The sequence below is a fragment of the Amycolatopsis sp. NPDC104587 genome (genome assembly GCF_055583645.1).
This window is the reverse complement of sequence record NZ_JBVJNO010000010.1, coordinates 71,520-96,334: the sequence shown is the minus strand read 5'-3', so window position 1 is coordinate 96,334 and position 24,815 is coordinate 71,520. Positions and strand designations below refer to the sequence as shown.

General features: G+C 71.7%; 24 protein-coding genes. 6 read left to right on the top strand and 18 right to left on the bottom strand.

The window, feature by feature from the left end:
* Positions 1-65: 65 nt before the first annotated feature.
* From ACZ61C_RS30195 to ACZ61C_RS30185, 3 genes are all read right to left on the bottom strand, one after another.
* Entirely contained in the window at positions 66-737 is a 672-nt protein-coding gene (locus tag ACZ61C_RS30195; protein WP_465311231.1) for an acVLRF1 family peptidyl-tRNA hydrolase, read from the bottom strand.
* Positions 738-809: 72 nt separating this feature from the next.
* Entirely contained in the window at positions 810-3,686 is a 2,877-nt protein-coding gene (locus ACZ61C_RS30190; protein ID WP_465311230.1) for a S8 family serine peptidase, read from the bottom strand.
* A gap of 232 nt (positions 3,687-3,918) precedes the next feature.
* Positions 3,919-5,490 (bottom strand): deoxyguanosinetriphosphate triphosphohydrolase family protein, encoded by a 1,572-nt coding sequence (locus tag ACZ61C_RS30185; protein ID WP_465311229.1) that lies wholly within the window; start codon positions 5,488-5,490, stop codon positions 3,919-3,921.
* Positions 5,491-5,549: 59 nt separating this feature from the next.
* Here ACZ61C_RS30185 and ACZ61C_RS30180 point away from each other — a divergent pair, with 59 nt between their 5' ends.
* Positions 5,550-5,906 carry a PASTA domain-containing protein gene (locus ACZ61C_RS30180; protein ID WP_465311228.1) on the top strand — a complete coding sequence of 119 codons (357 nt, stop codon included), beginning with the start codon at positions 5,550-5,552 and terminating at the stop codon, positions 5,904-5,906.
* On the opposite strand, the gene ACZ61C_RS30175 is transcribed toward ACZ61C_RS30180, so the two are convergent.
* Together ACZ61C_RS30175 and ACZ61C_RS30170 are read right to left on the bottom strand one after the other, a co-directional pair.
* The gene (locus ACZ61C_RS30175; RefSeq protein ID WP_465311227.1) at positions 5,903-6,538 is read right to left on the bottom strand and encodes an SRPBCC family protein; all 636 of its coding nucleotides are present in this window, start codon (positions 6,536-6,538) and stop codon (positions 5,903-5,905) included. The genes ACZ61C_RS30180 and ACZ61C_RS30175 overlap by 4 nt on opposite strands.
* Positions 6,535-6,882 (bottom strand): ArsR/SmtB family transcription factor, encoded by a 348-nt coding sequence (locus ACZ61C_RS30170; RefSeq protein WP_465311226.1) that lies wholly within the window; start codon positions 6,880-6,882, stop codon positions 6,535-6,537. The genes ACZ61C_RS30175 and ACZ61C_RS30170 overlap by 4 nt, the downstream gene beginning before the upstream one ends.
* Positions 6,883-7,039: 157 nt before the next feature.
* On the opposite strand from ACZ61C_RS30170, the gene ACZ61C_RS30165 reads away from it, so the two are divergent.
* Positions 7,040-8,704: an EAL domain-containing protein gene (locus ACZ61C_RS30165; RefSeq protein ID WP_465311225.1), complete on the top strand. Its 1,665-nt coding sequence runs from the start codon at positions 7,040-7,042 to the stop codon at positions 8,702-8,704.
* Between the two features lie 115 nt (positions 8,705-8,819).
* Here ACZ61C_RS30165 and ACZ61C_RS30160 read toward each other — a convergent pair whose 3' ends face one another.
* Complete coding sequence (locus ACZ61C_RS30160) at positions 8,820-9,440, bottom strand: TetR/AcrR family transcriptional regulator (protein ID WP_465311224.1); 621 nt, start codon at positions 9,438-9,440, stop codon at positions 8,820-8,822.
* Positions 9,441-9,481: 41 nt separating this feature from the next.
* Between ACZ61C_RS30160 and ACZ61C_RS30155 the strand changes: the two genes are divergently transcribed.
* On the top strand, positions 9,482-10,687 hold the full coding sequence (locus ACZ61C_RS30155; RefSeq protein ID WP_465311223.1) for a glycosyltransferase: 1,206 nt from the start codon (positions 9,482-9,484) through the stop codon (positions 10,685-10,687).
* On the opposite strand, the gene ACZ61C_RS30150 is transcribed toward ACZ61C_RS30155, so the two are convergent.
* From ACZ61C_RS30150 to ACZ61C_RS30135, 4 genes are read right to left on the bottom strand one after another with little or no spacing between them, the layout of a single operon-like run.
* Complete coding sequence (locus ACZ61C_RS30150; protein WP_465311222.1) at positions 10,674-11,816, bottom strand: sulfotransferase family protein; 1,143 nt, start codon at positions 11,814-11,816, stop codon at positions 10,674-10,676. The two genes, ACZ61C_RS30155 and ACZ61C_RS30150, sit on opposite strands and share 14 nt — an antisense overlap.
* Positions 11,817-11,824: 8 nt before the next feature.
* Positions 11,825-12,613, bottom strand: coding sequence for an SDR family oxidoreductase (locus tag ACZ61C_RS30145; RefSeq protein ID WP_465311221.1), 789 nt, complete (start codon positions 12,611-12,613; stop codon positions 11,825-11,827).
* Positions 12,610-13,800: a hypothetical protein gene (locus ACZ61C_RS30140; RefSeq protein WP_465311220.1), complete on the bottom strand. Its 1,191-nt coding sequence runs from the start codon at positions 13,798-13,800 to the stop codon at positions 12,610-12,612. The genes ACZ61C_RS30145 and ACZ61C_RS30140 overlap by 4 nt, the downstream gene beginning before the upstream one ends.
* On the bottom strand, positions 13,797-14,276 hold the full coding sequence (locus ACZ61C_RS30135) for a nuclear transport factor 2 family protein (protein ID WP_465311219.1): 480 nt from the start codon (positions 14,274-14,276) through the stop codon (positions 13,797-13,799). Before ACZ61C_RS30135 ends, ACZ61C_RS30140 begins: the two co-directional genes overlap by 4 nt.
* 39 nt (positions 14,277-14,315) lie before the next feature.
* On the opposite strand from ACZ61C_RS30135, the gene cysD reads away from it, so the two are divergent.
* Both cysD and cysC read left to right on the top strand, forming a co-directional pair.
* On the top strand, positions 14,316-15,248 hold the full coding sequence (gene cysD / locus ACZ61C_RS30130) for a sulfate adenylyltransferase subunit CysD (RefSeq protein ID WP_465311425.1): 933 nt from the start codon (positions 14,316-14,318) through the stop codon (positions 15,246-15,248).
* Positions 15,248-17,056 (top strand): adenylyl-sulfate kinase, encoded by a 1,809-nt coding sequence (gene cysC, locus ACZ61C_RS30125; RefSeq protein WP_465311218.1) that lies wholly within the window; start codon positions 15,248-15,250, stop codon positions 17,054-17,056. Before cysD ends, cysC begins: the two co-directional genes overlap by 1 nt.
* Here cysC and ACZ61C_RS30120 read toward each other — a convergent pair.
* From ACZ61C_RS30120 to ACZ61C_RS30090, 7 genes are all read right to left on the bottom strand, one after another.
* Positions 17,053-17,763, bottom strand: a complete 711-nt coding sequence (locus ACZ61C_RS30120) for a class I SAM-dependent methyltransferase (RefSeq protein WP_465311217.1) — start codon at positions 17,761-17,763, stop codon at positions 17,053-17,055. The genes cysC and ACZ61C_RS30120 overlap by 4 nt on opposite strands.
* A 47-nt stretch (positions 17,764-17,810) precedes the next feature.
* Entirely contained in the window at positions 17,811-18,389 is a 579-nt protein-coding gene (locus ACZ61C_RS30115; RefSeq protein WP_465311216.1) for a hypothetical protein, read from the bottom strand.
* Between the two features lie 112 nt (positions 18,390-18,501).
* The gene (locus ACZ61C_RS30110; RefSeq protein ID WP_465311215.1) at positions 18,502-19,155 is read right to left on the bottom strand and encodes a response regulator; all 654 of its coding nucleotides are present in this window, start codon (positions 19,153-19,155) and stop codon (positions 18,502-18,504) included.
* Positions 19,152-20,369, bottom strand: a complete 1,218-nt coding sequence (locus ACZ61C_RS30105; protein WP_465311214.1) for a sensor histidine kinase — start codon at positions 20,367-20,369, stop codon at positions 19,152-19,154. The genes ACZ61C_RS30110 and ACZ61C_RS30105 overlap by 4 nt, the downstream gene beginning before the upstream one ends.
* A 180-nt stretch (positions 20,370-20,549) precedes the next feature.
* On the bottom strand, positions 20,550-20,942 hold the full coding sequence (locus tag ACZ61C_RS30100) for a transposase (protein WP_465311424.1): 393 nt from the start codon (positions 20,940-20,942) through the stop codon (positions 20,550-20,552).
* On the bottom strand, positions 20,926-21,303 hold the full coding sequence (locus tag ACZ61C_RS30095; protein WP_465311423.1) for a transposase: 378 nt from the start codon (positions 21,301-21,303) through the stop codon (positions 20,926-20,928). Before ACZ61C_RS30095 ends, ACZ61C_RS30100 begins: the two co-directional genes overlap by 17 nt.
* Positions 21,304-21,778: 475 nt before the next feature.
* Positions 21,779-22,315 (bottom strand): snapalysin family zinc-dependent metalloprotease, encoded by a 537-nt coding sequence (locus ACZ61C_RS30090; RefSeq protein WP_465311213.1) that lies wholly within the window; start codon positions 22,313-22,315, stop codon positions 21,779-21,781.
* Positions 22,316-22,483: 168 nt separating this feature from the next.
* Between ACZ61C_RS30090 and ACZ61C_RS30085 the strand changes: the two genes are divergently transcribed.
* Positions 22,484-24,430 (top strand): ABC1 kinase family protein, encoded by a 1,947-nt coding sequence (locus ACZ61C_RS30085; protein ID WP_465311212.1) that lies wholly within the window; start codon positions 22,484-22,486, stop codon positions 24,428-24,430.
* Between the two features lie 39 nt (positions 24,431-24,469).
* Here the strand turns inward: ACZ61C_RS30085 and ACZ61C_RS30080 are convergent, their stop codons facing one another.
* Positions 24,470-24,802 carry a YnfA family protein gene (locus ACZ61C_RS30080; RefSeq protein WP_465311211.1) on the bottom strand — a complete coding sequence of 111 codons (333 nt, stop codon included), beginning with the start codon at positions 24,800-24,802 and terminating at the stop codon, positions 24,470-24,472.
* Between the last annotated feature and the right edge of the window lie 13 nt (positions 24,803-24,815).

Sequence of the window (24,815 nt, the reverse complement as noted above, 5' to 3'; positions counted from 1 at the left end):
GCTGGATATCCACGGACACCAGTGTACGGGCTGCGGTCGACGGGTTTTTCCGGACGTGTGCGGTCTCACCCGTCGCGCAGCGTGACCTGCACCGACAGCGCGCGCACGGCCGCTTCTTCGAGGACGGTCCGCCGCGGTTCGCCGATCTCCAGCACCCGCGGTTCGGCGCGCGCGAACAGCGGGGCCAGCCGGCGGTCCGCGCGCAGCTCGTCGAGCGCCCGCCGGTCACCGCCGAGCACGACGGCGTCCACTTCGGACAGCCGCGGCAGCAGCACCTCGAAGACGTCTTGGGCGGCCGCCTGCAGCGCTTGTTTCGCCTGTCCCGCGCGACGCCGGGCGAAACGCTGCTGCGACCAGCCGCCCGCCGCGGACCGGCCCTGCACGAGGTGCCGGCCGGTGCGGGAGACCTCGATCCGGCCGTCCCACGCGACCCCGACGCTGTGCCCGCCGAGGCGCGCCAGCACGAGCGCGACCCGCCTCGGCACCAGCGCGTGCGCGACGAGCGCGTCGACGACCAGGCCGTCGTAGGTCCCGGGCGGTGCTTCGAGCGGTCCGAAAGGGACGGTCGCGGTCGCCGTGGCGCCGTCGACGGCCACCACGTGCACCGCGCGCTCCGCGACCTCCGTCGTCACGACCCCTTCGTGCCGGGCGGAGAAGCGGTCGAACCAGCCGGCCAGGCGGTCGGGCGGCACCTCCACCGCACGGCCGCCGCCCGCGACCTGCCGGGGCTTCGCCATGGGAGAAACGGTACGGGGCCGCCGCGTCACCGCGACGGCCCCGTTCGGGTTGTTCAGTTCACTGCATGGCCATCACAGCGGGTGCACGGGGCCGTTGTTCGTCACTCCCCGCACGTTCGACGGCGCGCCGGCCGCCGGGGGCTGGACGAACCCGTTGATGTGCAGGGCCACCGAGCGGATCGAGCCGACGTCGCCGCCGGCCGCGTCCACCACGCCGAAGGTCCACGTGCCGTCCACGGCCGCCCCGGTGAGGCCGCCGGTCAGGGCCTGCGTCGGCCGCCACGAGCCGGTGAACGGCGCGTTCGCCGAGGTCACCGTGCTGAACGCGGCCGCGGCGTTGTCGGCGAAGACGACCTGGCACAGGTTCTTGCCGGAGCCGCCGTTGCGCTGGAAGACCGTCGCCTTGGCGCCCGAGGGCGCGGTCAGCGTGCCGACCAGGTCACCGACATAGGAGTGGTTCAGGCCCACCGTCGTCGACGTCGGGTCGGTGCTGCACGCGGTGCCGTCCACCGAGAACGTCACCTTGGACGCGCGGCCGACCCCGGTGACCGGGATGGTCACCGAAGCGCCGACCGGGCTGTTGTCCGGCACCGCCACCGGCGCGCCGGTGTAGGCGAAGTCCTGCGCGACCGGCGACGGGGTGCCGACCGGGAGCGAGAACGTCGACGTCGTCGGCGAGTGGGCGCCGGCGAAGGTGACCTTGGCGTTCAGCACCACCGGCACGCCGAGCTGCTGGCTCGCCGGGACGGTGATGGTGAAGTCGTTGACGCCGGTCTGTCCCGGACTGATGGTGCCGTAGGACTTCGAGCGCGGCGCCACCGTGACACCCGGGGTCGGGCTGGTGAGCACGACGCTGGTGGACACGGCCGCGCCGTCACCGTCGTTGGTCACCGGCAGGGTCACCTTGGCGGTGTCACCCGGGTCGAGCGCGGAGCCGCCGTCGGCCGGGGTGACCGTCGGCTGCTTGGCCACCGCGAGCGGCTGCGGGCTGGCGCCGGTGTAGGCGAGCACCTTGTCGGCGAGGATGACACCCGAGCCGGTCACGTTGTCGCGGCCGGGGGTTTCGATGTCGACGGCCGTGTTGATCAGCGCCTCACGGACGTCCGCCGGCGGCAGGCCCGGGTTGCCCGAAAGCACGAGCGACGCGATCGCCGCCGCGTGCGGGGCCGCGGCCGAGGTGCCGAAGAACGGGTTGAAGCCGGTGACGCTGGTCTTCACGCCGTCCGCCGCGGTGATCTCCGGCTTGTTCCGGACCTCACCACCGGTCGAGGAGACGTTGCCCGGGGTGATCGGGGTGCCGTCGGCCTCGTAGAACACGCGCCGCGGGCCGTCGGAGCTGAACCGCTCGGCCTTCGACGCAGCGCTGAACGAACCCGGGAACGGGCCGGTCGGGTTGGCCGGGTCGCCCGGCTCGAGGGGCCGGCCGAACGCCGCGGCCGCCGGGGTGGCGGCCACGCTGAAGGCGTCGCGCGCGGCCGAGTGGCCGACCGTGACACCCGGGGTGTTGTAGGCCTTGAGGCCGTCGGCCGAGTCCTTGAACCGCCCGCGCAGCGCGGAAAGCGAGAGGTACCGGGCCTGACCCGAGAACTTCACCACGGCCAGGCGCAGCCCGGTGCCGCCGAAGACCGGCGTCTGCAGGATCTCGTACGGGTCCTGGGTGCCGTCCTGGACGTTCTGGCTGAAGCTGACCACCGCGCCCGCCGAGTTGAGCAGGTAGAGGTCGTAGTCGTTCGACGAGGCGCCGAGCGGGTCCGACCAGTGCAGCGTCACGGGGACGCCGGCCGAAGACGCGTCCGAGACGGGCTCGTAGATCTGGTTGCCCGCGGAGCCCGCGAAGTTGTGCGCGGCGCCGGCGAACTTGCCGACCGACTTGCCCGAGTCGACGAAGTCGCCTTCCCAGTGCCCGGCGGTGCCGTCGAGGACGTTGCCCTCGTTGCCCGCCGAGGAGAAGTACAGCGCGCCGTTCGCGGTCACGTCGTTCACGGCCTGGGCGATGATCCAGTCCTGGAACGGGGATTCCTTGAAGTAGATGACGTCGTCGACGATGACGTCGCAGTGCGACTCGAAGCGCAGCTTGCGGATGTTGTCCGCGAAGCTGGCGTCGGAGTTGAACGCCGAGGCGAAGCCGAGCGCGGCGTTGGGCGCGAGGTCGTGGATGATCTCCAGCATCGCGGTGCCTTCGTCGCCGTCGCCCTCCTGGCCGGCGATGACGTCGACGTTCGGCGGCAGCTCACCCTTGGCCTGTGAAGCGGCCAGGGAGTCGACGCCGTCGGACAGCGCGCACGCCTTGACGCCGACGCCGGTGACGCCGAACTGCTGGCGGGCGATGTCGGCGTTGTGGGCGCGGTCGCCTTCACTGGTCAGGGTCGCGGCGGCGGCCGCGCTGCGCTGCGACTTGCTCGCCACCGCCTTCTGCAGCTCACCGGCGATGCGGTCGGCCTTCTGCTGCTTGGTCTCGGTCTTGACCGGCGTCGTCGCCGGGGTGGCCAGCTCGCGCGCGGTCATGGCCTGGTCGGCCTGCTCGACGCGCTTGACGTCGCCGCGCGCGGCGATCGCGTCCACGGCGGAAAGCGGCACTTCGGCCCGGACGCTGCCGTACCGGTCGGACACCGCGCGGATGCCCGCCCCGGCCTTGGTGAGCCCGGCGATGAGGTCCGGCGAGACCTTGCTCGCGCGGATGTCGACCAGGACGGTCCCGGCCGGGGAGACCTTGGCCCCCGACTGCAAGGCGTTCAGCTGCTTCGTGACGCCCTTCCGGGCGGCGAGCAGGTTGCTGTCCACTTTGGACTCGGCGCCGGTGCGCCCGGCCTTGACCGCCTGCAGGGCGGCGATCTGCTGCTGGGCGACTTCGCTGAAAGCGTCCGGTGTGGACGCGGTGGCGGCGCCCGCGGCGGGCGGCGACACGAGGCCGAGGGCGGCGAGCAACGCCGCGGCCCCGGCAGTGAGCACGGTGGATCTCGATCTCGTGGAACGGGTATGACGCACGTGCGCCCTCCGATTATCTCCAGGCGCGTGCCCCGACTCACGCTGACCGATCGCCGGTGATCACCGGCGAGACCCAGTCAAGTACGGTGAGTTCTCCGTAAAAACCCGCCGTTCGAGTGACAAAGGACGGATAATTTCCCGAACCGGCCAGAGGTCGTAGGCCGTTCAGTCCAACCGTGAATTTCCCACCGGACAGCTACAGGACAAACGAGTCCGACCACGGCTGCGCGGCGCGCCCGGACAGCGCGTCCAAAAGGGTCACCGCCTGCTTGTCGGTCAGCGACGCCACGAAGTCCACCACGGCCCGGCCGCGCGCCAGCCCGCGCACCGCGTCCGCGCCCGTCACCGGCTCGCCGGTCGCGCCGACGAGCAGCTCCGGCGCCGAGCGCGCCAGCTCCGAGTACTCCGCGCGCGCCAGCTCGACCAGGTCGTGCAGCCGGCGCGGCAGCCGGGACACCTCGTCGCGGTCGAGCAGCCACGCGTCCAGCGCGTCGACCAGGCTCGCCACGACCCCCGCCTGGCCGCGCTGGTGCAGCGCGAGGTCCGGCCGCAGCAGCACGAACCGGCGGTGCACGAACTTCAGCACCTGGACCTCGTGCCACTGCGCGGGCCGCAGCGACACGTGCCCGCTGCGGGTGGAGGGCGAGGCGACCACGTACACGCCGTCGACCAGTCGCGCCGTCCAGTTCGCGGAAAACGCGGCCGTCGCCTGCTCGGCCTCGATCGAGCCGTCGAACTCGCCGGCGAGCAGGCCGTCCACCAGCTCCGCGCGCACCCGCGCCACCGCGGCGGCGAACGCGTCGTCGTCGACGATCCAGGCGTCCTTCGCGTGCATGCGACGGCGGAGGCGTTCCAGCGACCGGCCGGGTCGGCGCAGGCCCGCGTGCAGCGTCTCGTCGTCCAGCGCGGCCAGCTCGTCCGCGTGCTCCAGCCACTGCCCCAGCTCCGCCGCGACCGGCGCGTGCTGCAGGACGCCGATGCGGTGGAAGTCCTGCAGGTCGTGGATGGCGTAGGCGATGTCGTCGGCCGTGTCCATCACGGACGCTTCGACCGTCTGCTGCCAGCCTTCGACGCGTCCGGCGAACGCCGCGCGGGCCTGTTCGAAATCGTCGAGCTCGGTGGCGTAGGCGGAGAACTTGGCCGCGCCGGTGCCCGGGTGGTCCTCCGGTTCACCGGCCCCGCGCGGCGGCACCGCCATCCCGGACGGGTGCGGCGCGGGGTGGTGCAGCCGCAGCCAGGGGTACTTCAGCACGGCCGCGCGCACGGCGGCGGTGAGGTCGAGCCCGATCGCCGACGGGCCGCGCACGTCGGTCGTGGTGATGATGCGGAACGACTGCGCGTTGCCCTCGAAGCCGTCGGCGAGGCCGAACCGGTGGCGGGCGATGCGGTCGAGCGTCTGCTCCCCCAGGTGCCCGAACGGCGGGTGCCCGAGGTCGTGGGCGAGCGCGGCGGCCTCGGCGACGTCCGGGTCGCAGCCACCCAGCTTGGCGGCGAGCTCGGCGTCGTCCCCGGCGGTGATCCGCTCGGCGACGGCGCGGGCGACCTGCGCGACCTTCAGGCTGTGGGTGAGCCGGTTGTGCAGCAGGCCGGCGCCGCCGGCGCTGACCACCTGCGTCACCCCGCCGAGGCGGGCGAAGAACGGCGACGCGGCGATCCGGTCGCGGTCGATCCGGAACGGGCTGGTCGCCAGGTCGGTGAACCCGCCGACGTTCGCCACGGGGTCGCGCCGGCCCGCCCGCGGGTCGGTGTGCTCGGTGCCCTGATCCATGCGCCGACCCTATCCGGCTTCACCCGATCGGCGGGCGGGTGCGTGGGTACCCCACCGGTATGTCCCGACGCATGGTCACGACGCTCGCCGCCCTCGCCTTCGCCCTGGTCGCGTGCGGCGCGCCGCCGGGGGACGCCGGCACGTCGCCGACGTCCCCCAAGGCGGACACCTCGGCTTCGGCGGCCGCGAAGCGGATCAAGGTCCCGGACGTCTCCGGCATGAACCACCAGGACGCCCAGAACGCGATGCAGAAGGCCGGGCTCTACAACTTGCGCGAGGTCGACGGCACCGGCCAGGGCCGCGCGCTGGTCATCGACCGCAACTGGGTCCAGACCGGCCAGGACCCGGCCGCCGGGACCGAGGTCGCGCCCGACGCCGTGATCACCCTGACCGCGGTCAAGGCGGACGAGCGTTAGGCCTCCGGCGGGGTCGTGTACGCCTTCAGCGTGCGGTCGGCCGCCGCGCGGGCCTGCTCCGGGTCCGCGCCCGCGGCGACGTCGGCCGCGTACCAGGCCTCGCCCGAGGCCGTCATGAACCGGATGCCCTCGGGCGACATCATCCAGGCCATCGCCGCCTCCGGGTCGACCGCCGAGCCCGGGTTGGCCGTGTGCAGGGCCAGGCCGACCAGGGCGCCGTCCCAGCCGATGCCGACCGCGCCCGGGCCGAACTCGTCCCAGCGCTCGTCCACGTGCGCGACGTGCTCCAGCTCGAACCGCGTCCCGGCCCCCTCGGGGGTCAGCCGGACCTCGATCCAGCTGACGTTGCCGCCGAACTCCCACGTCGCGGCGAAGCTCTTCGGCGGGTCGCAGCGTTCGACCGTGCCGCCCGCGTTGCCCTCGAACTGGTACTTGCCGCCGAGCTTCAGCTCACCGCTGACCGGCAGGAACCAGCGCGGGATGCGCTCGGGGTTGGTGCAGGCGTCCCACAGGTCGTCGACGTCGGTGTCGTAGACCTGGCCGATGGTCAGGACCCGGGCCTCCTTGCCTTCGAGCACCCGGTCGCCGAGCGTCCGGCGCACGGCGCTGATCTGGTGGCTGACGTCGATCACGAACCTTCTCCTTCGGTGAGGCGCCGCGCGCGCTTGCCGCGGGCGATTTCGGTGGCCAGCGCGTCCAGCGGCGGGGTCCAGTACCGGCGGAACCGGTCCAGCCAGCCGTCGATGTCCCGCAGCGGCTCGTGCCCGACCGCGTACAGCCGCCGGGTGCCCTCCTGGCGGACGAGCGCGAAGCCGTTCTCGCGCAGGACCTTGAGGTGCTGGGACACCGCGGGCTGCGAGATGCCGAACTCGGCCCGGATCACCCCGGTCACCTCGCCGGCCGCCCGCTCGCCGTCGGCCAGCAGCTCGAGGATCCGGCGGCGGACCGGGTCACCGAGGACGTCGAACGCGTGCACCCCGCCAAGCTACAAGTTCTTGCTTATATAAGTCAAGACTGAAACAGTGGCAGGTGTCACAGCGTGTTGCTCCGATTCAGGTAACCCGGGTTCCTGCGCGGTGAACATCAGTCGACATCGGTTTCGTTTCGCCGCGAGACCCGCGACGATCGAAGCCGTGAAGTCGCCACGCGCGGTCCGCTTCGCCTTCCAGCCGCTGTACAGCCTCCACACGGGGGGCGTCGTGGCTCACGAAGCGCTGGCCAGGCCGGGCCACGGAACCGTCCCCGAACTGCTCACCCAGGCGCGCCGCGAGGGCCGCCTCGCCGAAGTCGACCTCGGCCTCGCGATCGCCGCCGTCCGGCAGGACGAGACGGCCCTCCCCCTGCACCTGAACCTCTCCGCCCGCACGCTCGCCGCGCCGCCGGCGATGTTCGACGACCTCCTGGCCGAGCTCGGCGACGCCGGGCGCCGCACCCGCGACGTCGTGCTGGAGATCGGGCCGCCGTTCGCGCCGGTGCCCACCGAGCGCGCGCTCGCCGGCATGCGGGCGCTCACCGAGCTCGGCTTCCGGCTCGCGCTCGACGGCCTCGGCCGCGGCGACCTGCCGCTGAACCTGCTCGTCGAGGCGCCGATCGACCTGGTGAAGCTCGACCGCAGCGCGTTGCGCGGCCTGCCGGACGAGCAGGCCGCGGTCGCCGTCGTCGAAGCGCTCCTGCACTACACGAACCGCACCGGCACCCGGCTGGTCGCGACCGGTGTGGAGACCGATTTCCAGCTGGACGCCGTGCGCGGGCTGGGCATCCGGATCGCGCAGGGCAACCTGCTCGCCCCGCCGACCGCCGAGGGCCCGGCCCCGGCGCTGCTCACGCGGCCCCGCGTCGCGCCCGCCCCGGCCGCGCTGGCGCCGTGCGTCGGCGACTTCCTCCGCCCGGCGACGACGCTGCCGGAAACCGCGACGTGCGACCAGGTGCGCGAAGTGCTCGCGGCGGCCGACGCGCCTTCGGGCGTCATCGGGGTCGACGAGCTGAACCGGCCGCGCTGGTCGATCGACCGGACGCGGTTCCTGGTCGCGGTCACCGGCCCGTACGGGCACGCGCTGCACGCGAAGCGCTCCGCGGCCCGGCTCGCCGACACCCCGCACACGATCGAAGCCCGCGCCGGCGCGATGGAGTTCCTCGAGCTGGTGACCGACGCCGACTGGGGCCGCACCGGCGACGACGTCGTCGTGGTCGACGACGCCGGCCGCTGCCTCGGCGTGGTGCTGGTGACCCAGGTGGTGCGCGGCGTGGCCGAGGCGAAGGTCGAAGCCGCGGCGGCGCTGAACCCGCTGACCCGGCTGCCCGGCAGCGACACGGTGGCCCGCGACGTCGCCCGCCGCATCACGATCGGCGAGCCGTTCGTCGCGGCGTGGCTGGACATCGACTCGTTCAAGACGGTCAACGACACGGCGGGCTTCGCCGCGGGCGACGACCTGATCCGCGAGCTGGGCGCGGCCCTGACGGCGTTGTCCGGCGGCCTGCGCCGCATGCGGGTGAGCCACGTGGGCGGCGACGACTTCCTGGTGGTCTGCGACGTCGACGAGATCGCGACGGTGGCGGGCGCGCTGCTGGACCGCCGCTGGTCGGCGGACGGCCTCCCGGTGACGGTCTCCCTGGCGACGCTGGTCTGCGCGAGCGGCGCGGTCCCGTCGTACCAGGAGGTTTCGCGGTTGCTGGCGCCGTTGAAGAAGCGGGCGAAGGCGGTGCCCGGGTCGAGCTGGGTGCTGAGCCGTCCGGGCTCGGACCGCGTGGAAGTGCTGCGCGGCATCGGAACCCGGGGTTTGCAGGCCGCCGCGGGTTAGCGCTGCCCCCACGCCCCAATGTGGCCTTGGGTGCGTTCAACGCACCCAAGGGGACCTTCGGTGCGTTCAACGCACCGAAGGCCACATTGGGACGCAGGAGTCGCGCGCCGGGACCTCATCGCCAGTCGAGCGTGAGCTGAGTCCCGATCGACGCGGCGGCCCAGGCCACGTACTCCTCGTGCCCCCAGCCGCACACCCCGGTCAAGTGGTCGTAAGCCTCGTGCGAGGTCAGCAACCCGATCGCGTCGGCCACCCGGCCGCGATCCCCCTCGGGCGCCAGCCCCGCCTCCTCCAGCCGCGCCACGATCTCCGCCCGGCGGGCCACCGCCAGCTCCGCGCGCACCGCCGCCACCGCCGGGTCGGCCGCCGCCGCGGTGGTGAACGCCCGCCAGATCGGCAACGACCGGCGCACCCCCGCGGCCACCCGGCCGACCACCTCCGGCAGGTCCGGCAGCTCCGCCGGCCCCACCAGCGCGTCCAGGTTCACCGCGTCCGGGCTGCCCGCGAAGCCGTCGCGAAACGCGGCGAGCAGCAGGTCCGCTTTGCGCCCGGCCTGCGTCACGGTCTCCAGGCTCACCTCGGCCGCCGCGGCGATCTGCCGCATGCTCGTGCCCGCGTACCCGCGCTCGGCGAACAGCCGGCCCGCTGTCGCCACCACGTGCGCCCGGGTGCGGCGGGCCCGGGCCTCGCGCACCGGCGATTCGTAACGCCGCCGTTCGCCTTCGGGTATCGTCATCCATTGGATAGTACAACGTATCGGTCAATCAAGGGGGAACCATGGCGTCGGTACTCGTGTGCGTCCAGCCCGCTCGCGGGCACGTCGGGCCGACCAAGCCGATCGTCGAAGCGCTCCGGGCCGCCGGCCACGACGTCACCGTCGTCACCGGAGCGCGCTACCGAGCGACCTTCGAGGCCTTGGGCGCCGAAGTGCGCGTGCTGCCCCCGGAAGCCGACTTCGACGAGACCGACCTCGACGGCTCCATCCCCGGCCGCGCCGGCCTGAAGGGCCTCAAGCTCGCCCGGTTCGAGCTGACGAACTTCGTCCGCGTGCTGCCCGCCCAGCTGAGCGTCCTGGACCTCGACGTCGACGTCGTGCTGTGCGACCCGCTCTTCACGGCCGGCCTGGCGCTGGTGCGCCGCGAACCCCGGCCACGGCTGCTGACCCTGGGTTTCCTGCCGTTCCTGCCCCCGGTGCCGAGCGGCCCGCCGCCGAAGGGACCGGCCGACCGCCTTCGCGGCGCGGTCCTCAGGACACTCGCGCCCTGGGTGCTCGGCCCCGCCCAGCGGCAAGCCCGCGACCTGCTCGGTGAAGACCCCGGCATGCTCTTCACGGACTGGCCGCTGCACAGCGACGGCGTGCTGCAGATGACCTGCCCGGGCTTCGAGTACCCCCGCCCCGGAGCGCCGCTGCACTTCATCGGCCCGACGACGGTCAGCGGCACGGGCGAGCACCCGCTGCCACCGTGGTGGGCCGACCTGGACGGCTCCCGTCCCGTCGTGCACGTGACCCAGGGGACGGTGGCGAACGACGACCTGGGCCGGCTCGTCGAACCGGCGATCGACGCCCTTGCCGGCGAAGACGTGCTGGTCGTCGTGACGACCTGCGGCGGGCGGTTGCGGCCCGGCCCGCTGCCCGGGAACGTCCGCGTGGCCGACTTCCTGCCGTACGACGAGCTGCTCCCCCGCTGCGCCGTGATGCTCGGCAACGGCGGGTACGGCGGCGTCAACCACGCGCTCCGCTACGGCGTGCCGCTCGTCGTGGTCGGCGCCAGCGAAGACAAGCGCGAGGTCGCCGCCCGCGTCACCTGGTCCGGCGCCGGGATCGGCCGCGCCCGCGCCTCGGCGTCACCGCGGGCGATCCGGCGGGACGTCCACGCCGTGCTGACCGAGCCGCGCTACCGGGACCGGGCGCGGGAGCTGGCCGCCGAAATGGCCGCCGGACCGGCGATGGACGACGTCGTCAAGCTGGTCACGGAGAGCTGAAGCGCTCGTCGACCTCCTCGGCCGTCAACCCGAAGTCCGCCAGGCTGTACTTGTGCACCGGTTTCGCGGAACCCGTCCGGCTCTGTTCGTGCACAGCCGTCATTGCCGCCCGCGCCTCCGGGGTCAGCGTCAGCCCGAAGTGGTCGTACACAGTGGACACCGTGCCGACCGGGTCGGCGACGAAGTCCTCGTACGCCACGTCGCAGAACTGCGCCGGGTTGTGCCGGGCCCGCGCCGAGCGGAACTCTTCGGCGCCGCGCGCCCACAGCTCCAGCTGGCCGCGGCCGATCACCTCACCGCGGAACTTGGTCGACCAGCCGTCCGCGGCCTTCTCGGCCAGGCTGCACATCGAGCCCATGATGGTGCGCGGCGCGCGGTGGGTCTGGATCACCAGCGCGTCGGGGTAGTTCGCCATCAGGGCGTCCAGCGCGAACAGGTGGCTCGGGTTCTTCAGCACCCAGCGCTCGCCCGCGTCCGGCAGCCCGATCAGCTGCAGGTTGCGCCGGTGCCGCGCGTAGGCGTCCGTCCAGTCCTGTTCGGCCAGCCAACGGGAGTAGCGCGGAAGGTGCGCGAGGCATTCGAACGACAGCGACCGCATCGACTGCCGCAGCAGCTGCCAGCACTCCTCCACCTGGTCGGCGGACATGTGGTGCACCCCCATGAACTCCGGGTGCTCGACGTGGTGGCGTTCGTAGCCGGCTTGGATCCCTTGGAACACCGGGTTTTCCGCCCACGTCGAGCGCGGCGGCCGGGGCTGCGGCACCTCGGCGAGCCACACCTCGAGGCCCTGGTGCGCGGGGTCCTCGACGAGCAGCCGGTGCAGCGCCGTCGTGCCGGTGCGCGGCAGGCCGGTGACGAAGATCGGCCGCTCCACCGGGACGTCCACGGAGGCCGGGTGCTGTTTCCAGCCGGCCTCACTGAGCAGCCGGGCGACGAGCGCGCCGCGCAGCATCGCCCGGTGCACCTTGTTGCCGAACGGCGTCAGCTCTTCGTCGGCCTCGTACGACTCCAGCAGCACCCGCAGGCCTTCGGTGTACTCGTCGCCGCCGAAGTCGTCGAGCCCGGTGAGCTTCGACGCCGAGGCGTGCAGGTCCTCGAACGTGCCCAGGTCGTCCCGTCCGGGGAGCATGGCGCCTCCTAGTGGTGGTACTCGCCGCCGTTGACGTCGAGGCACTGCCCGGTGATCGCGCGCGCCATCGGCGAGGCGAGGAACACCACCGCGTCGGCGATCTCGTCGGGCTCCGGCAGCTTCCGCAGGTCTATTGTGGACGCGGTCTCGGCGTACACCTCTTCGGGCGTGATGCCGCGTTCCTTGGCCAGATAGTTGAAGTACCACTTGAGGTTCGGCGCCCAGATGTAGCCGGGAGCGACGGTGTTGACGCGGATCCCGTCCGGCCCGAGCTCGCTCGCGAGGCTTTGGGACAGCGACAGCAGCGCCGACTTCGCCATCTTGTACGCGCCGAACGTCCGCCGCGAATGCCGCAGCACCGCGGAGTTGATCATCACCAGCGAGCCCTTGCTCTCCTTGAGCGCGGGCAGGAACAGCCGGGTCAGCCGGAGCACGGAGATCCCGGCGGTCTCGAACCCCTTACGGACGGCGTCGAGGTCCACAGTGGCCAGATCGGTGAGCGGCGGCACGGCGAAGGCGTTGTGCACCACCGCGTCCACCCGGCCGAACGCCTCGACGGCCTCGCTCACGAGGTTCGCGGCCGAGTCCTCGTCGTCGATGTCGGTGCGGACCGCGACGGCTCGCCGTCCGAGATCGGTGACCTCCTTGGCGACTTCGGTGAGCCGCGACTCGGTGCGCGCGGCGACCACGACGTCCGCGCCCGCCATGGCGCTGCGCACCGCGATCGACCGGCCGAGCCCGGGGCCGATGCCCGAGACCACGACCACCTTGCCCTGCAACAGGTTCTCCACGCTCACCCCAGCATCCGGGCGGCGACGGCGTCCTGCCGCGCCGCGATCCGCGCCGACCACTCGGCCGGCGTCACCCGCGCTTCTTCGTGGAACGGCAGCCGGTCGGGCAGCTCGTCCACCTTGACCACCTCGACGACCGGGCCGTCCTCCGGGCCGAGGTCCCGCGCGAGCCGCTGCCAGCGGATCTGGACGTACCCGCGGTCGTGCCCGGTGCGCTCCAGCCAGTTCGCGACACCCGGGTCGCGCTCGCTGATGACAAACCGGATCTTCCCGTCCGGGTCGACCCGCGCCTGGTCGGCGGTGAGGCTCGTCTGGTGGTTGATGTAGTCGAGCGAGACGTACCAGAGGCTGCCGAGCTGGATGCCCTGGTAGGGCGCGTCCGCGCAGCGCGGCACGGTGACGACCATGGCCTCTTCGTCGCCGAGCTCGTAGTGCCCGGCTGAGGAGAACTGCGTGGTCAGCCCGCCCGGGGTCGAGCGCGGCTCGGTCATCGTGTTCACCGGCAGGTTGTCGTAGAACCACTTCGGGAAGGCCAGGAACGTCTTCAGCCGGCTCAGCAGCATCTTGCCGGTGACGCCGTAGCGCTTGGCCAGCGCCGAGCGGTCCGGCACCGGCGGCGCCTGCCCGGCGGTGTCGACGCACCGGATCCGGATTTCACCGCGCTTCTCGGTCGCCCAGTCGCTGTGGACCTCGCGGACCACGAGCATCGACGAGCCCTTGCCCAGGACGAAGTAGTTCGGGCCCGCGTCCTCGCGAGCCGGGCCGAAGCGCAGCTCGAACCGGCCGTCTTCGCCGATTTCGATAGCGCGGTCGTCGAACGCGGCGAGGCTGTCGGGCACCACGACCGGCGAGTAGTCGCCGTTGAGGACCTGGAAGCTCAGGTCGGCGGTGGTCCCGCGGACGCCGGTGACCAGGTACTCGCGGTCGTCGCGGATGTTCGCGTTGAAGTACAGCGTGTCCGGGTTGTCCAGGCCCATCTTCGTGTACGGCCCGGTGGACGCGGTGAAGTACGGGAAGTCGCGCTGGTAGGCCCAGGCCATCTGCAGCGACGCGCGGATGCTCCCGGCGAGGTAGTCGTACCCCTCCAGGAGCCCCTGCTCGGTCTGCGCCGGCGGAGCCTCGGCGATCAGCTTCTCGGCCTCGGCGATCGCGTCGGCGAACGAGCGGGTCAACGAGAACTCGTTCTCGATCATGCCGGCACGGCCCAGCGGTTCGCGAGCAGCCGGAAGCCTGGGTTGCCCGCCCACGAGAGCATCGACTCGTAGGTGCGGACGTACCCGATGTGCGTCGTCCGCCAGACCCCGTCGGCCTCGCGGCGGTAGGCGTCTTCGTAGAAGGCGGCGCCCTCGATGATCACCTTGTGCTCGGGCACGATGACCTTGTCGGTGAACGCCCAGCGCCCGGTCGCGGTGTCGCCGTCCACCTCGATCTCGGGCTGACCTGCGTGGTGGACGGTGATGATGCCGTTGCCGAGGCTCTCGGTGAGGAACGCGACGATGGCGTCGCGCCCGTCGAAGTGCTTCCCGTCCTCACCGGTCGCGCGGGTGCCGTAGTCGGCCGTGGCGTCGGCGGTGAAGGTGTCGGCCACCTCGTCCCACTGCTTCAGGTCGACCGCGCGGAGGTAGCGGTACTTCAGCCGGCGGATCTCTTCGAGTACGACCAGGTCCATCGTCCCAGGGTCCCGCACCGCTTGACCGATGACAAGAACATGTTCTACTTTTTTCCGGTGTCCGTGACCTCGTACGAGCTCTCGCACCTGGCCGCGCTCGAAGCGGAGGCCGTGCACGTCTTCCGCGAGGTCTCGGCGACCTTCGAGCGCCCCGTCCTGCTCTTCTCCGGCGGCAAGGACTCGGTGGTGATGCTGCACGCCGCCGCGAAGGCGTTTTGGCCGGCGCCGCTCCCCTTCCCGGTGCTGCACGTCGACACCGGCCACAACTTCGACGAGGTGCTCCGCTTCCGCGACGAGACGGTCGCCGCGTTGAACCTCCGGCTGGTCGTCGCGAGCGTGCAGGACGACATCGACGCCGGGCGCGTCGTCGAGGACACCGGCCCGGGCGCCAGCCGCAACCGGCTGCAGACGACCACGCTCCTGCGGGCGATCCGCGAAGGCGGGTTCGACGCCGTCTTCGGCGGCGCGCGCCGCGACGAGGAGAAGGCCCGCGCGAAGGAGCGCGTCTTCAGCTTCCGCGACGAGCACGGCCAGTGGGACCCGCGGGCGCAACGCCCGGAGCTGTGGAACCTCTACAACGGGCGGCACCGGCGTGGTGAGCACATCCGCGTCTTCCCGCTGTCGAACTGGACCGAGCTGGACATCTGGCAGTACATCCGCGACGAGCGCATCGCGCTGCCACCGTTGTACTACGCGCACCGCCGTCCGGTGGTCCAGCGCGACGGCATGCTCCTCGCGGCGACCCGGTTCCTGTCCCTTGTGGACGGCGAGACGCCGTACGAGGCGACCGTGCGGTTCCGGACCGTCGGTGACGCGACGTGCACCGGCTGCGTCGAGTCGTCGGCGGCGACACCGTCCGAAGTGGTCACCGAGGTCGCCGCGACGCGCGTCACCGAACGGGGTGCCACGCGGGCCGACGACCGGATTTCCGAGGCAGGCATGGAAGACCGCAAGCGGGAAGGCTACTTCTGATGCAGCTGCTGCGGATCGCCACGGCGGGCAGCGTGGACGACGGCAAGTCCACATTGATCGGCCGGCTGCTGTTCGACTCGAAGGCGATCTTCACCGACCAGCTCGCCGCCGTCGAACGCGCCAGCCGCGAGCGCGGCGAGGACTACCCGGACCTCGCGCTGCTCACCGACGGCCTGCGTGCCGAGCGCGAGCAGGGCATCACCATCGACGTCGCGCACCGCTACTTCGCCACGCCCAAGCGGAAGTTCATCATCGCCGACACCCCGGGGCACCTGCAGTACACGCGGAACATGGTGACCGGAGCGTCCACTGCGGACCTGGCGCTGATCCTCGTCGACGCGCGCAAAGGGGTGCTCGAGCAGTCGCGGCGGCACGCGTTCCTCGCGTCGCTGCTCGGGATCGGACACCTCGTGGTGTGTGTCAACAAGATGGACCTCGTCGACTGGTCGTCGTCGCGCTTCGAGGAGATCCGCGAAGATTTCCGGCGGTTCGCGATGAAACTCGACGTCGCCGACCTGACTTTCGTGCCGGTTTCGGCGCTGCACGGCGACAACGTCGTCCACCGCAGCGCGAGTATGCCGTGGTATGAAGGGACTTCGCTGCTGCACCAGCTGGAAGAGGTGCACGTCGCGTCCGACCGCAACCTGATCGACGCCCGGTTCCCGGTGCAGTACGTGATCCGCCGGTCGGACTTCCGCGGCTACGCGGGCACGGTCGCCGGCGGGGTGTTCAAGCCGGGTGACGAGGTGGTGGCGCTGCCGTCGGGGTTCACCTCGACGGTCCGGGCGGTGTGGGGCCCGGGCGGCACGCCGCTTTCGGAGGCTTTCACCGGCCAGGCGGTGGCGGTGGAGCTGGCCGACGACCTCGATCTCGGCCGCGGCGCGATGCTGTGCCGCCCGGGCAACCGCGCGGAGCAGGCCCGCGACGTCGACGCGCTGGTGTGCTGGTTCTCGCCGCGGTCGTCTCTGACGCCTGGTGCGTCGTATGTCGTCCGGCACACGACGACCGAGACGCGCGGTTCGGTGGAGCGGCTGGAGTACCGCCTGGACGTGACGACGTTGCACCGCTCCCCGGCGGACGCGCTGTCGCTGAACGACATCGGCCGGATCCGCCTGCGCACGCGGGCGCCGTTGCTGTTCGACCCGTACCGCCGCAACCGCGCGACGGGCGGGTTCCTGCTGGTGGACGAGCACACGGGCGACACGGTCGCGGCGGGCATGATCACCGGCGCCCCGGCGTCCCCGGTCGTCTGGCACACGGCGGCGGTCCGCCGCGAGGACCGCCCGACCCGCGGCGCGACGGTCTGGCTCACCGGCCTGTCGGCGTCGGGAAAGTCCTCGGTGGCGGTGGAGCTGGAACGCCGCCTGGTGGCGGCCGGCCGCCCGGCATACCTCCTGGACGGCGACAACCTGCGCCACGGGCTGAACGCGGGCCTGGGGTTCAGCCCTGCGGATCGCGCCGAGAACGTCCGGCGGGTGGCCGAGGTGGCGCGCCTGTTCGCGGACGCGGGGGTGGTCGCGATCGCGTCCCTGATCAGCCCGTATGCGTCGGACCGCGCTTCGGCGCGCGAGATCTCCGGGGATCTGCCGTTCGTCGAGGTGTTCGTCGACACGCCGCTGGAGGTGTGCGAGGCACGCGACCCGAAGGGGATGTACGCGAAGGCGCGCGCCGGGGAGATCCACGGGTTCACGGGCATCGACGCCCCGTACGAGCGGCCGTCGTCGCCGGACCTGGTGCTGAGGCCATCGGATGGCGACCCGGCCACCATGGCGGCGGCGATCCAGGCCCTCCTCGACGACCTCGGCTAGGTGGCCTCGACGACGAAGAAGAGGAAGCTCGGGAAGGTGTCGAGGATCGGGAAGTCGTCAGGGAACAGCTCCCGGGCCTTCGGCACGGGATGCGGCTCGCTGAGGACACAGATCCGGAACCCGGCGGCGGTGAAGGCGTCGGTCATCGCGTGGAGCGGGCGGTTCCAGAAGGTCATGCGCGCGGTTTCGCCGTGCATCTCGAACTCGTCGGTCCAGGTGTAGTGCTCGAAGTAGTCGGGGCGGGGCCCGGCCTGGCGATGCGTGAGGTTGACCATGAGCGGGTGGTTGACCGACGCGATCAGCCGGCCGCCGGTCTTCAGCACGCGCCGCACTTCCGCGAGCGTCGGCTCCCAGTCCCGCAGGTAGTGCAGCACCAGGGACGCCATGACGTCGTCGAAGACGCCGTCCTCGAACGGCAGCGGTTCGGCCAGGTCGGCGACCCGCAGCTCGGCGTCGGGGCCGAGCCGCCGCCGAGCCTGCTCCAGCATCCCGGCACTCTGGTCGATCCCGCTCACGACGGCACCCCGCTCACGGAGGGCGGCGAACAGCGGGCCCGAGCCACAACCGGCGTCGAGGATCCGCCGCCCGGCGACGTCCCCGGCGAGCTCCAGGGCCGCGGGCCGCTCGTAGTAGGCGTTCATGAGGCTCGACTCGTTCTCGGCCGTGTACGCTTCGGCGAAGTTGTCGTATTCGGCAACGGAAGTCATGCGCCCCATAGTGCCCGAACTAACCGCCGGGGGTCGCGAAGCCCGGATCAGAGCAGCTTTCGGTGTCGCAGCAGCTCGACGACGTAGACGACCAGCAGGCAAGCCACGACGACAAGAACGGGGATGCCCGCAACGAACGTGCTCCCTGCGGACAAGGCCAGCGGGACTGCGACGATGGCGGGAGCGACGGCGATCAAGATCAGCGGAAGGTGATACGGAACCAGTCTCTGTAGCAGCCGGATGTCCGGGTCACCCATACCCTCGTGCCAGCCGATGAACCCCGCGAATCGACGAGCGACTGGTTGTTCGTAGCGCCTCCGAAGGTGCTCCGAAGCGATTCCGATCTGCATGTTGTAGAAGGCGATGAGAATTCCGAGGAGCAGCGAAACCAGGGGAGACACCAGAAGCAGTGATGCGCTCTTGCGCTCGATGCCGAACCCCAGCACAGCGGAGCTCACCGTGACCGAACAGACCACCAGTGAAGTCCGATGATCCATTTTCTTCAGGATTTCGTCGCGCAGCGTCCGATACTCCGCGAGAAGAAGGTCACGCGCGAACCCGGCGTCACCGATGATGTCGTTCACGTCGGAAGGCTCGACAGCCATTTCCTCGTCGGAGACCGCCATCCCACTCCCTCCAGGCTTCGATCCTCGTCAACCAAGTCGGCTCGACGTCGGCTTTGTTACACCCCTTCACAGGGGAACTTCGACGTTGTGAATGGCGCACCCACAGCCCGAACTAACCGCCGGGGGTTACGAAGCCCGAGTTGTACGCCCGGATCACCGCCTGGGTCCGATCCCGCGCCCCCAGTTTCGCCAGCACGTTGCCCACGTGGGTCTTCACCGTCTGGACACCCAGGTACAGCTCGCCCGCTATCTCCACATTGGACAGTCCGGCCGCCATCAGCCGCAGCACCTCACCTTCGCGGCCGGTCAGCCCGGCGCCCGCCAGGCCGTCTCCGGACACGGCCGGTGTATTCTGGGCCGCCAGGCGGCGGATCGCCGCCGGGAAGAGCAGGGACTCGCCCGTCACGACCGTCCGGATCGCCGCGACGATCTCCTCCGGCCGCGCCCGCTTGAGCAGGAACCCGCTGGCGCCGGCGACCAAGGCGTCGTACACGTAGTCGTCGTTCTCGAAGGTGGTCACCACGATCACCTTCGGTGGCCTGTCCACAGTGGACATCAGGTGTGTCATGGCCCGGATCCCGTCCACCGCGGGCATCCGGACGTCCATCAGCACGACGTCCGGGCGCAGCCGGGCGACCAGCCCGGGGACCTCGGCGCCGTCGGCGGCCTCGCCCACCACGCTCAGGCCCGGTTCGCTGGTGATGATCGCCTGCAGCCCGGCGCGGATCAGCGGCTCGTCGTCGACCAAGAGCACGCGCACGGTCATTTCCACGGCACCCGCACCACGACCTCCCACCGCTCGTCCACCCGCCCGGCCGACAGCTCGCCGCCGAGCACCGCGGCCCGCTCGGTCATGCCGCGCAGGCCACGGCCGCCGCCGGCGCGGCCCGTGCCGGCGCCCAGCGGGTTCGCCACCCGCGCGACCAGCCCGTGTGCCGCGACGTCGACGACCACCGTCACCGGGACCCTACCGGCGTGCCGGACCGCGTTGGTCAGGCATTCCTGCAGGATCCGGTACACCTCGCGCGACACGACCGGCGGCACGGCGCCCGGCTCGCCGCGGACGTCGGCGGTGACCTCGGTCCCGGCCAGGCGGGTCGTCGCGAGCAGCGTCTCCAGCTCAGTCAACGCCGGCTGCGGCGTCCGGCTCGCGGCCTCCTCGCGCAGCAGCCCGAGCACGTGGTCGAGGTCGTCGAGCGCCGTGCGGGCCGACTCCTCGATGGCGCCCAGTGCGCGCTCGGTGAAGTCCGGGTCGGTGCGCAACGTCCGCCGGGCCGCGCCCGCCTGCACGGTGACGACGCTCAGCGCGTGCCCCACCGAGTCGTGCAGCTCCCGGGCCAGCCGGTTGCGCTCGGCGAGCTGTTCGGTCCGCCGCTCCAGCCGGGCGATCCGGTCGGCGGCGGTCATCCCGAGCAGCCCGGCCGCGGCCCGGCGCAGCAGCCCGCCGACCACCCAGACGACGTAGATCAGCAGCACCACGGCGAAGGCGAAGACGACCGGAAGCCAGGCCGACGCCCAGCCGGTAGGCACGGTGACCTCGCCGCCTTCGGTGGTCTGGAGGAAGTGTCCGGTGAACACGGCGCTGATGGACAGGCCGATCATGACCGGCGCGACGAGGCTGAAGAAGCTGACGACAAACCCGGAAACGACGTGCAGGACGAACATCGTCGCGGCATGCAGCCGGCCTTGCCGGGTGTGCGGCTTCGCGGGCGCGTCGGGGACGGGGTCGTCGAGCAGCTCGCGGATGGCGGTGGACTCGAGCACGTGCACGGCGGGCAGGAAGGCGGTCCCGGCCAGCACGAGCAGCGTGATCAGCCCCCCGACGACGGCGGCGCGCTCCATGGTGGTGACGAAGGGCAGCAGCGACGGCACGGCGACCGCGGCGAGCAGCAGGTACGGCACGCTGATGGCACCGCCGAGGACGAGGTAGACCCAGCGGCGGTAGGTCGCCTTGCTCGTCAGGGGGCGGAGTACACGCACGGGCCGATCTTCGCAGGTAGGTGGGGCGAGCGCTTCCCTCTTGAGCGGGAACGGGTGATGGCTTCGGCGGAAGCCGAGGGGCCCCTGCCCGCCGAGCCCGGGCGGAACCGCGCCCCTCCCACGGCAGGAACGCAACCCCCACCCTCCCGGGCAGGGTCCCGGCAAAGTTGTTTGTTCTGGTCATGGGGTGATTCCGAAGAGTGTGAGTGGCCGGTTGGGGTCGCGGGCGGTTTTTCGGAGGGCGGCGGCAATGTTGGTATGGCCGGTATGGCGGAATGCGCTGATGGCGAGGTTGCGGAGGCTGGCCATCGCGCGGGGTGCAGCGCCGGTGCGGACGCGGGAGGCGTCTTCGCTGTAGGTGACGTCGCGGACCCAGTGCAACCGGTTCTCGATCTGCCAGTGACCGCATAGGTGCGCAGCGATGCCGGCGGGGGCGCAGTGCGCCGTGGTGAGGTTGGTGACCCCGTGAACGGTGTGGGTTTCGCGGGTGCCGGTGGTGCGGTCGGTGCGGTAGCAAGTGACTTGGAAAACCCTCGCCGCGTCAGGGAAGCCGAGATCATGGGAAGCGGGCAGGACTTCGATGACGCGTTGCTCGAGGCGGCCGTGCCCGATCCCGGTGGTGGTGTGATGGGCGGCTTGAGGCCAGGGCAGAGTCTGCAGGCGGGCGTGAAGCCGGTGCTGGTTTTCCTTGACGGTGCACATAGTGCGCGCCACGGCCGGCGAGGTAGACGGCCAGACCGCGGGTGGTGTGCAGTGCGTCGGCAGTCACCACCACCCCGGCCAGGTCGATCTGGTCCAGCAGCGGCTGCATCCACACGATCTCGCTGGTCCCGGTCCTCACGTCCTGCTGGCCGAGGACGACCCCGCTCTGATGGGTCACAGCACACAGCAGATGCACCCCGGCCCCGCCGGTGCGGGCGAAGGTGCCACGCACGGATTTGCCGTCCACCGCGATCGCTTCCGGGGCGCTGTGCCCGCTGACCCGGTGGCGGATCCATGCGCTGATCGCGGCGTCCAAGCGATCTCCGTCCACGATCGACAAGGCCCGTCCTACGGTGGCCTCATCCGGCGCCTCATATCGCCCTGACCTGCGGCAACGTCGTACCCCCAGCGATGCGAGGACCCGCTCAAGATCGACCGGGGTCAGTCCGGACAACACGGCAGGAATACGAGACGATGTCACAGCAGGCACGGGCTCTCTCGCAGATCATGGGCTTCGACAACCACATGATCACCAGAGCGGGCCGTGCCTGCCTGCAACAACACGACTTTGCCGGGACCCTGGCCCTCCCGGGGGTCCGGCCCCGCTCCAGTCTATCGGCGCCCCCGGACAAAAAGCCGGATCGGCCGCCGTCGACGCCTGGTTGTCCACAACTCAACCGACCTGTGCACAACCAGGCGTCAGCCGGCTAGTAAGCGACCTTCCGCACCTGGGTCGCCGCGAAACCGTTCACCCACAACGACTGCACCTTCGCCGCTTCCGCCGGCGAAGGCTTCGCGTTCTTGCACGCCGTCCCCGGGCCGTGGCCGGACATCAGCTCCGTGCACGGGCCCGTGTAGTGGTCGGGCAGGCCGAGGTTGTGGCCCAGCTCGTGGGCCGCGATGCGGGTCGGGTCGAAGCCCTCGGCCACCTGGCTCGTGTCCAGGTAGATGTCGCCGCGGCCGTGACCGTTCGTGTTCGTGTACGAGCCGCCGCTGTGGATCTCGTGGAACACGATCGTGGCGCCCGAGCTCCGCTTCACCAGCTTCACGTCGGTGACCGCGGCGTTCCAGTTGGCCGCGCCGCCGTCGATCTGGCTGACGTAGTCCGGCGCGCCCGACGAGGTGTAGTACAGCGTCGTGACCGCGGCCGCCGAGGCGGCCGGTGCCGCCGCGAGGCCCAGGCCCAGCGGTGCCGCGACGGCCGTGGCCAGTGCCACGACCCGGCCGATCACGCGTCCGTTCATCGTGTCTCCTTCGTCCGGTTTAGAGAACACTTCACCGTGGTTCGCGCGATCAGGTTAGAAGTCCACCCGTGGCCGGACCACGGCCGAAAGTAGTTCCCTCGCGAGAGGGAGGCCGGTCCCGCCGCTGCGTGAGCCGCCCCGCCACGCCGCCGTGGTCTGCTCTGCGGCGTGGACATCCTGCTGGGCCTGCTGACCCTCCCCCTCTACGCGCTCGTGCTGTGGCCGCTGGTCGTCGCGTCGCGGCGGGTGCTCGGTGTCCGGATCGGCGCCGTCCGCGCGTTGTGCGCCGCCGGGTTCGGCTGGCTCGTCGCCGGCGGGATCGGGAAGGCCTTCCCGCTTTCCCTGCTGCACAACGGTTCAGCGGCACTTGGCCTGCTGATCCCGTTGGCGGGCAGCGCTTTCCTGGCGACATTGATCTTCCTGTTCGTCGCCGAGATGGCGCTGCCGAGCGGCTTCAGCCCGCTCGGCCGCCTGCGCTCACTCCGCGCCCGCCTCTCCCGCACCCGCCGGTACTCGCAGATCAGCCGGATCGCCATCAAGCACGGCCTCGGCCGGTACCTCGCCGGCCGCCGCGAACCCGGCCTCCCGCCCGGGCGGCACGCCAAGCTCGCCCGCTCCCTTCGCCGGGCGCTGGAGGAGGGCGGCGTGACGTTCGTGAAGCTCGGCCAGCTGCTCTCGACCCGCGCCGACCTGCTGCCCCCGGTCTTCGTCGACGAGCTCGGCAAGCTCCAGGACCAGGTCGCGCCCGCGAAGGCCGACGCCGTGTGGGCGGTGCTGGCCGCCGAGCTCGGCGGCTCGCCCGACGACGTCTTCGCCGAGTTCGACCCCGAACCGCTCGCCGCCGCGTCGGTCGCGCAGGTCTACCGGGCGAAGCTGCGCAGCGGCGAGGACGTCGTGGTCAAGGTCCAGCGCCCGGGCGTGCGGGAGCAGGCCGAACGCGACGTCGACATCGTCCGCCGCGTCGCCGCCGCGCTGGAGGAACGCGCGGACTGGGCGCGCTCACTCGGTGTCGCCGAACTCGCCGACGGGTTCGCCCAGGCTCTCGCCGAGGAGCTCGACTTCACCATCGAAGCCCGCAACATCACCGCCGTGGCCGCGGCTTCCGGTCCGGACGTCGTGCTGCCGAAGGTCCACAAGGGACTGTCGACCGACCGCGTGCTCGTGATGTCGAGGCTCGTCGGAAAGCCCCTGGAAACCGCACCGGCGCCCGAGCGCAAGCGGCTGGCCCGGACGCTCCTGCGCTGCCTGCTCGACCAGGTGATGACCGGCGGGGTCTTCCACGCCGACCCGCACCCCGGCAACCTCATGCTCCTCGACGACGGCCGTCTCGGCCTGCTCGACTTCGGCTCGGTCGGCCGGCTCGACGCGGGGCTGCGCGGCGGTCTGCAGAACCTGCTGCTGGCCCTGGACCGCGGCGACCCGCCGGGCCTGCGCGACGGGCTCCTGGAGATCGTCGACCGCACCGTCGAGATCGACGAACAGCGGCTCGAACGCGCGCTCGACGCCCTGGTCGCCCGGCACTTCGGGCCCGGCCGCACCCCGGACCTCGACCTGTTCACCGGGCTGTTCCGGGTGGTCGCGGACTTCCGGCTGAGCGTCCCGCCGCCGGTGGCCGCGGTGTTCCGCGCCTTGGCGACGGTCGAAGGCACGCTGGCGACGCTCGACCCCGGGTTCGACGTCGTGGCGGAGTCCCGGGCCTTCGCGGTCGAGCAGGTCGGCGCCCGGCTGCGCCCGGAGTCGGTGCGCACCACCGCGGTCAACGAGCTGATGGCGCTGCTGCCGGTGCTGCGCCGCCTCCCCCGCCGCGTCGACCGCGTCGGCGCGGCCCTGGAGGAGGGCCGGCTGTCGGTGAACGTCCGGCTGTTCTCCGACGAGCGCGACCGCGCCGTCGTCACGAGCCTGGTCCACGAAGTCCTGCTGGCGTTCGTGGGCGCGGCGACCGGCCTGATGGCGGTGCTCCTGCTGACCGGCGACGGCGGGCCGCGCATCGCGGAAGGCCTGACGCTGCACCAGGTCTTCGGCTACAACCTGCTGGTGATCAGCGCACTGGTGGGCCTGCGGCTGCTGTTCGTCGTCTTCCAGCGGTCCGGACCGCGGACACGATCACCCCGGTGAGCCCGGTGCGGTGTCCGTGTTCCGGCGAGTTCGGAAACCTTATCCCGTCCGCGGCGCGTACATGATCACCGCGACACCCGCCAGGCACAGCAGGGCCCCGATCACGTCGTAGCGGTCGGGCCGGTAACCGTCCGCCACCACGCCCCAGGCCAGGGAGCCCGCCACGAACACGCCGCCGTACGCGGCGAGGATGCGGCCGAAGTGGGCGTCCGGCTGGAGCGTTGCCACGAAGCCGTACACGCCGAGTGCCAGCAGTCCCCCGCCGATCCACAGCCAGCCGCGGTGTTCGCGGACGCCCTGCCAGACCAGCCACGCGCCGCCGATCTCGCACACCGCCGCCGCGAGGAACAGGAGGATCGAGCGCAGGACCACCTCGGGATACTAA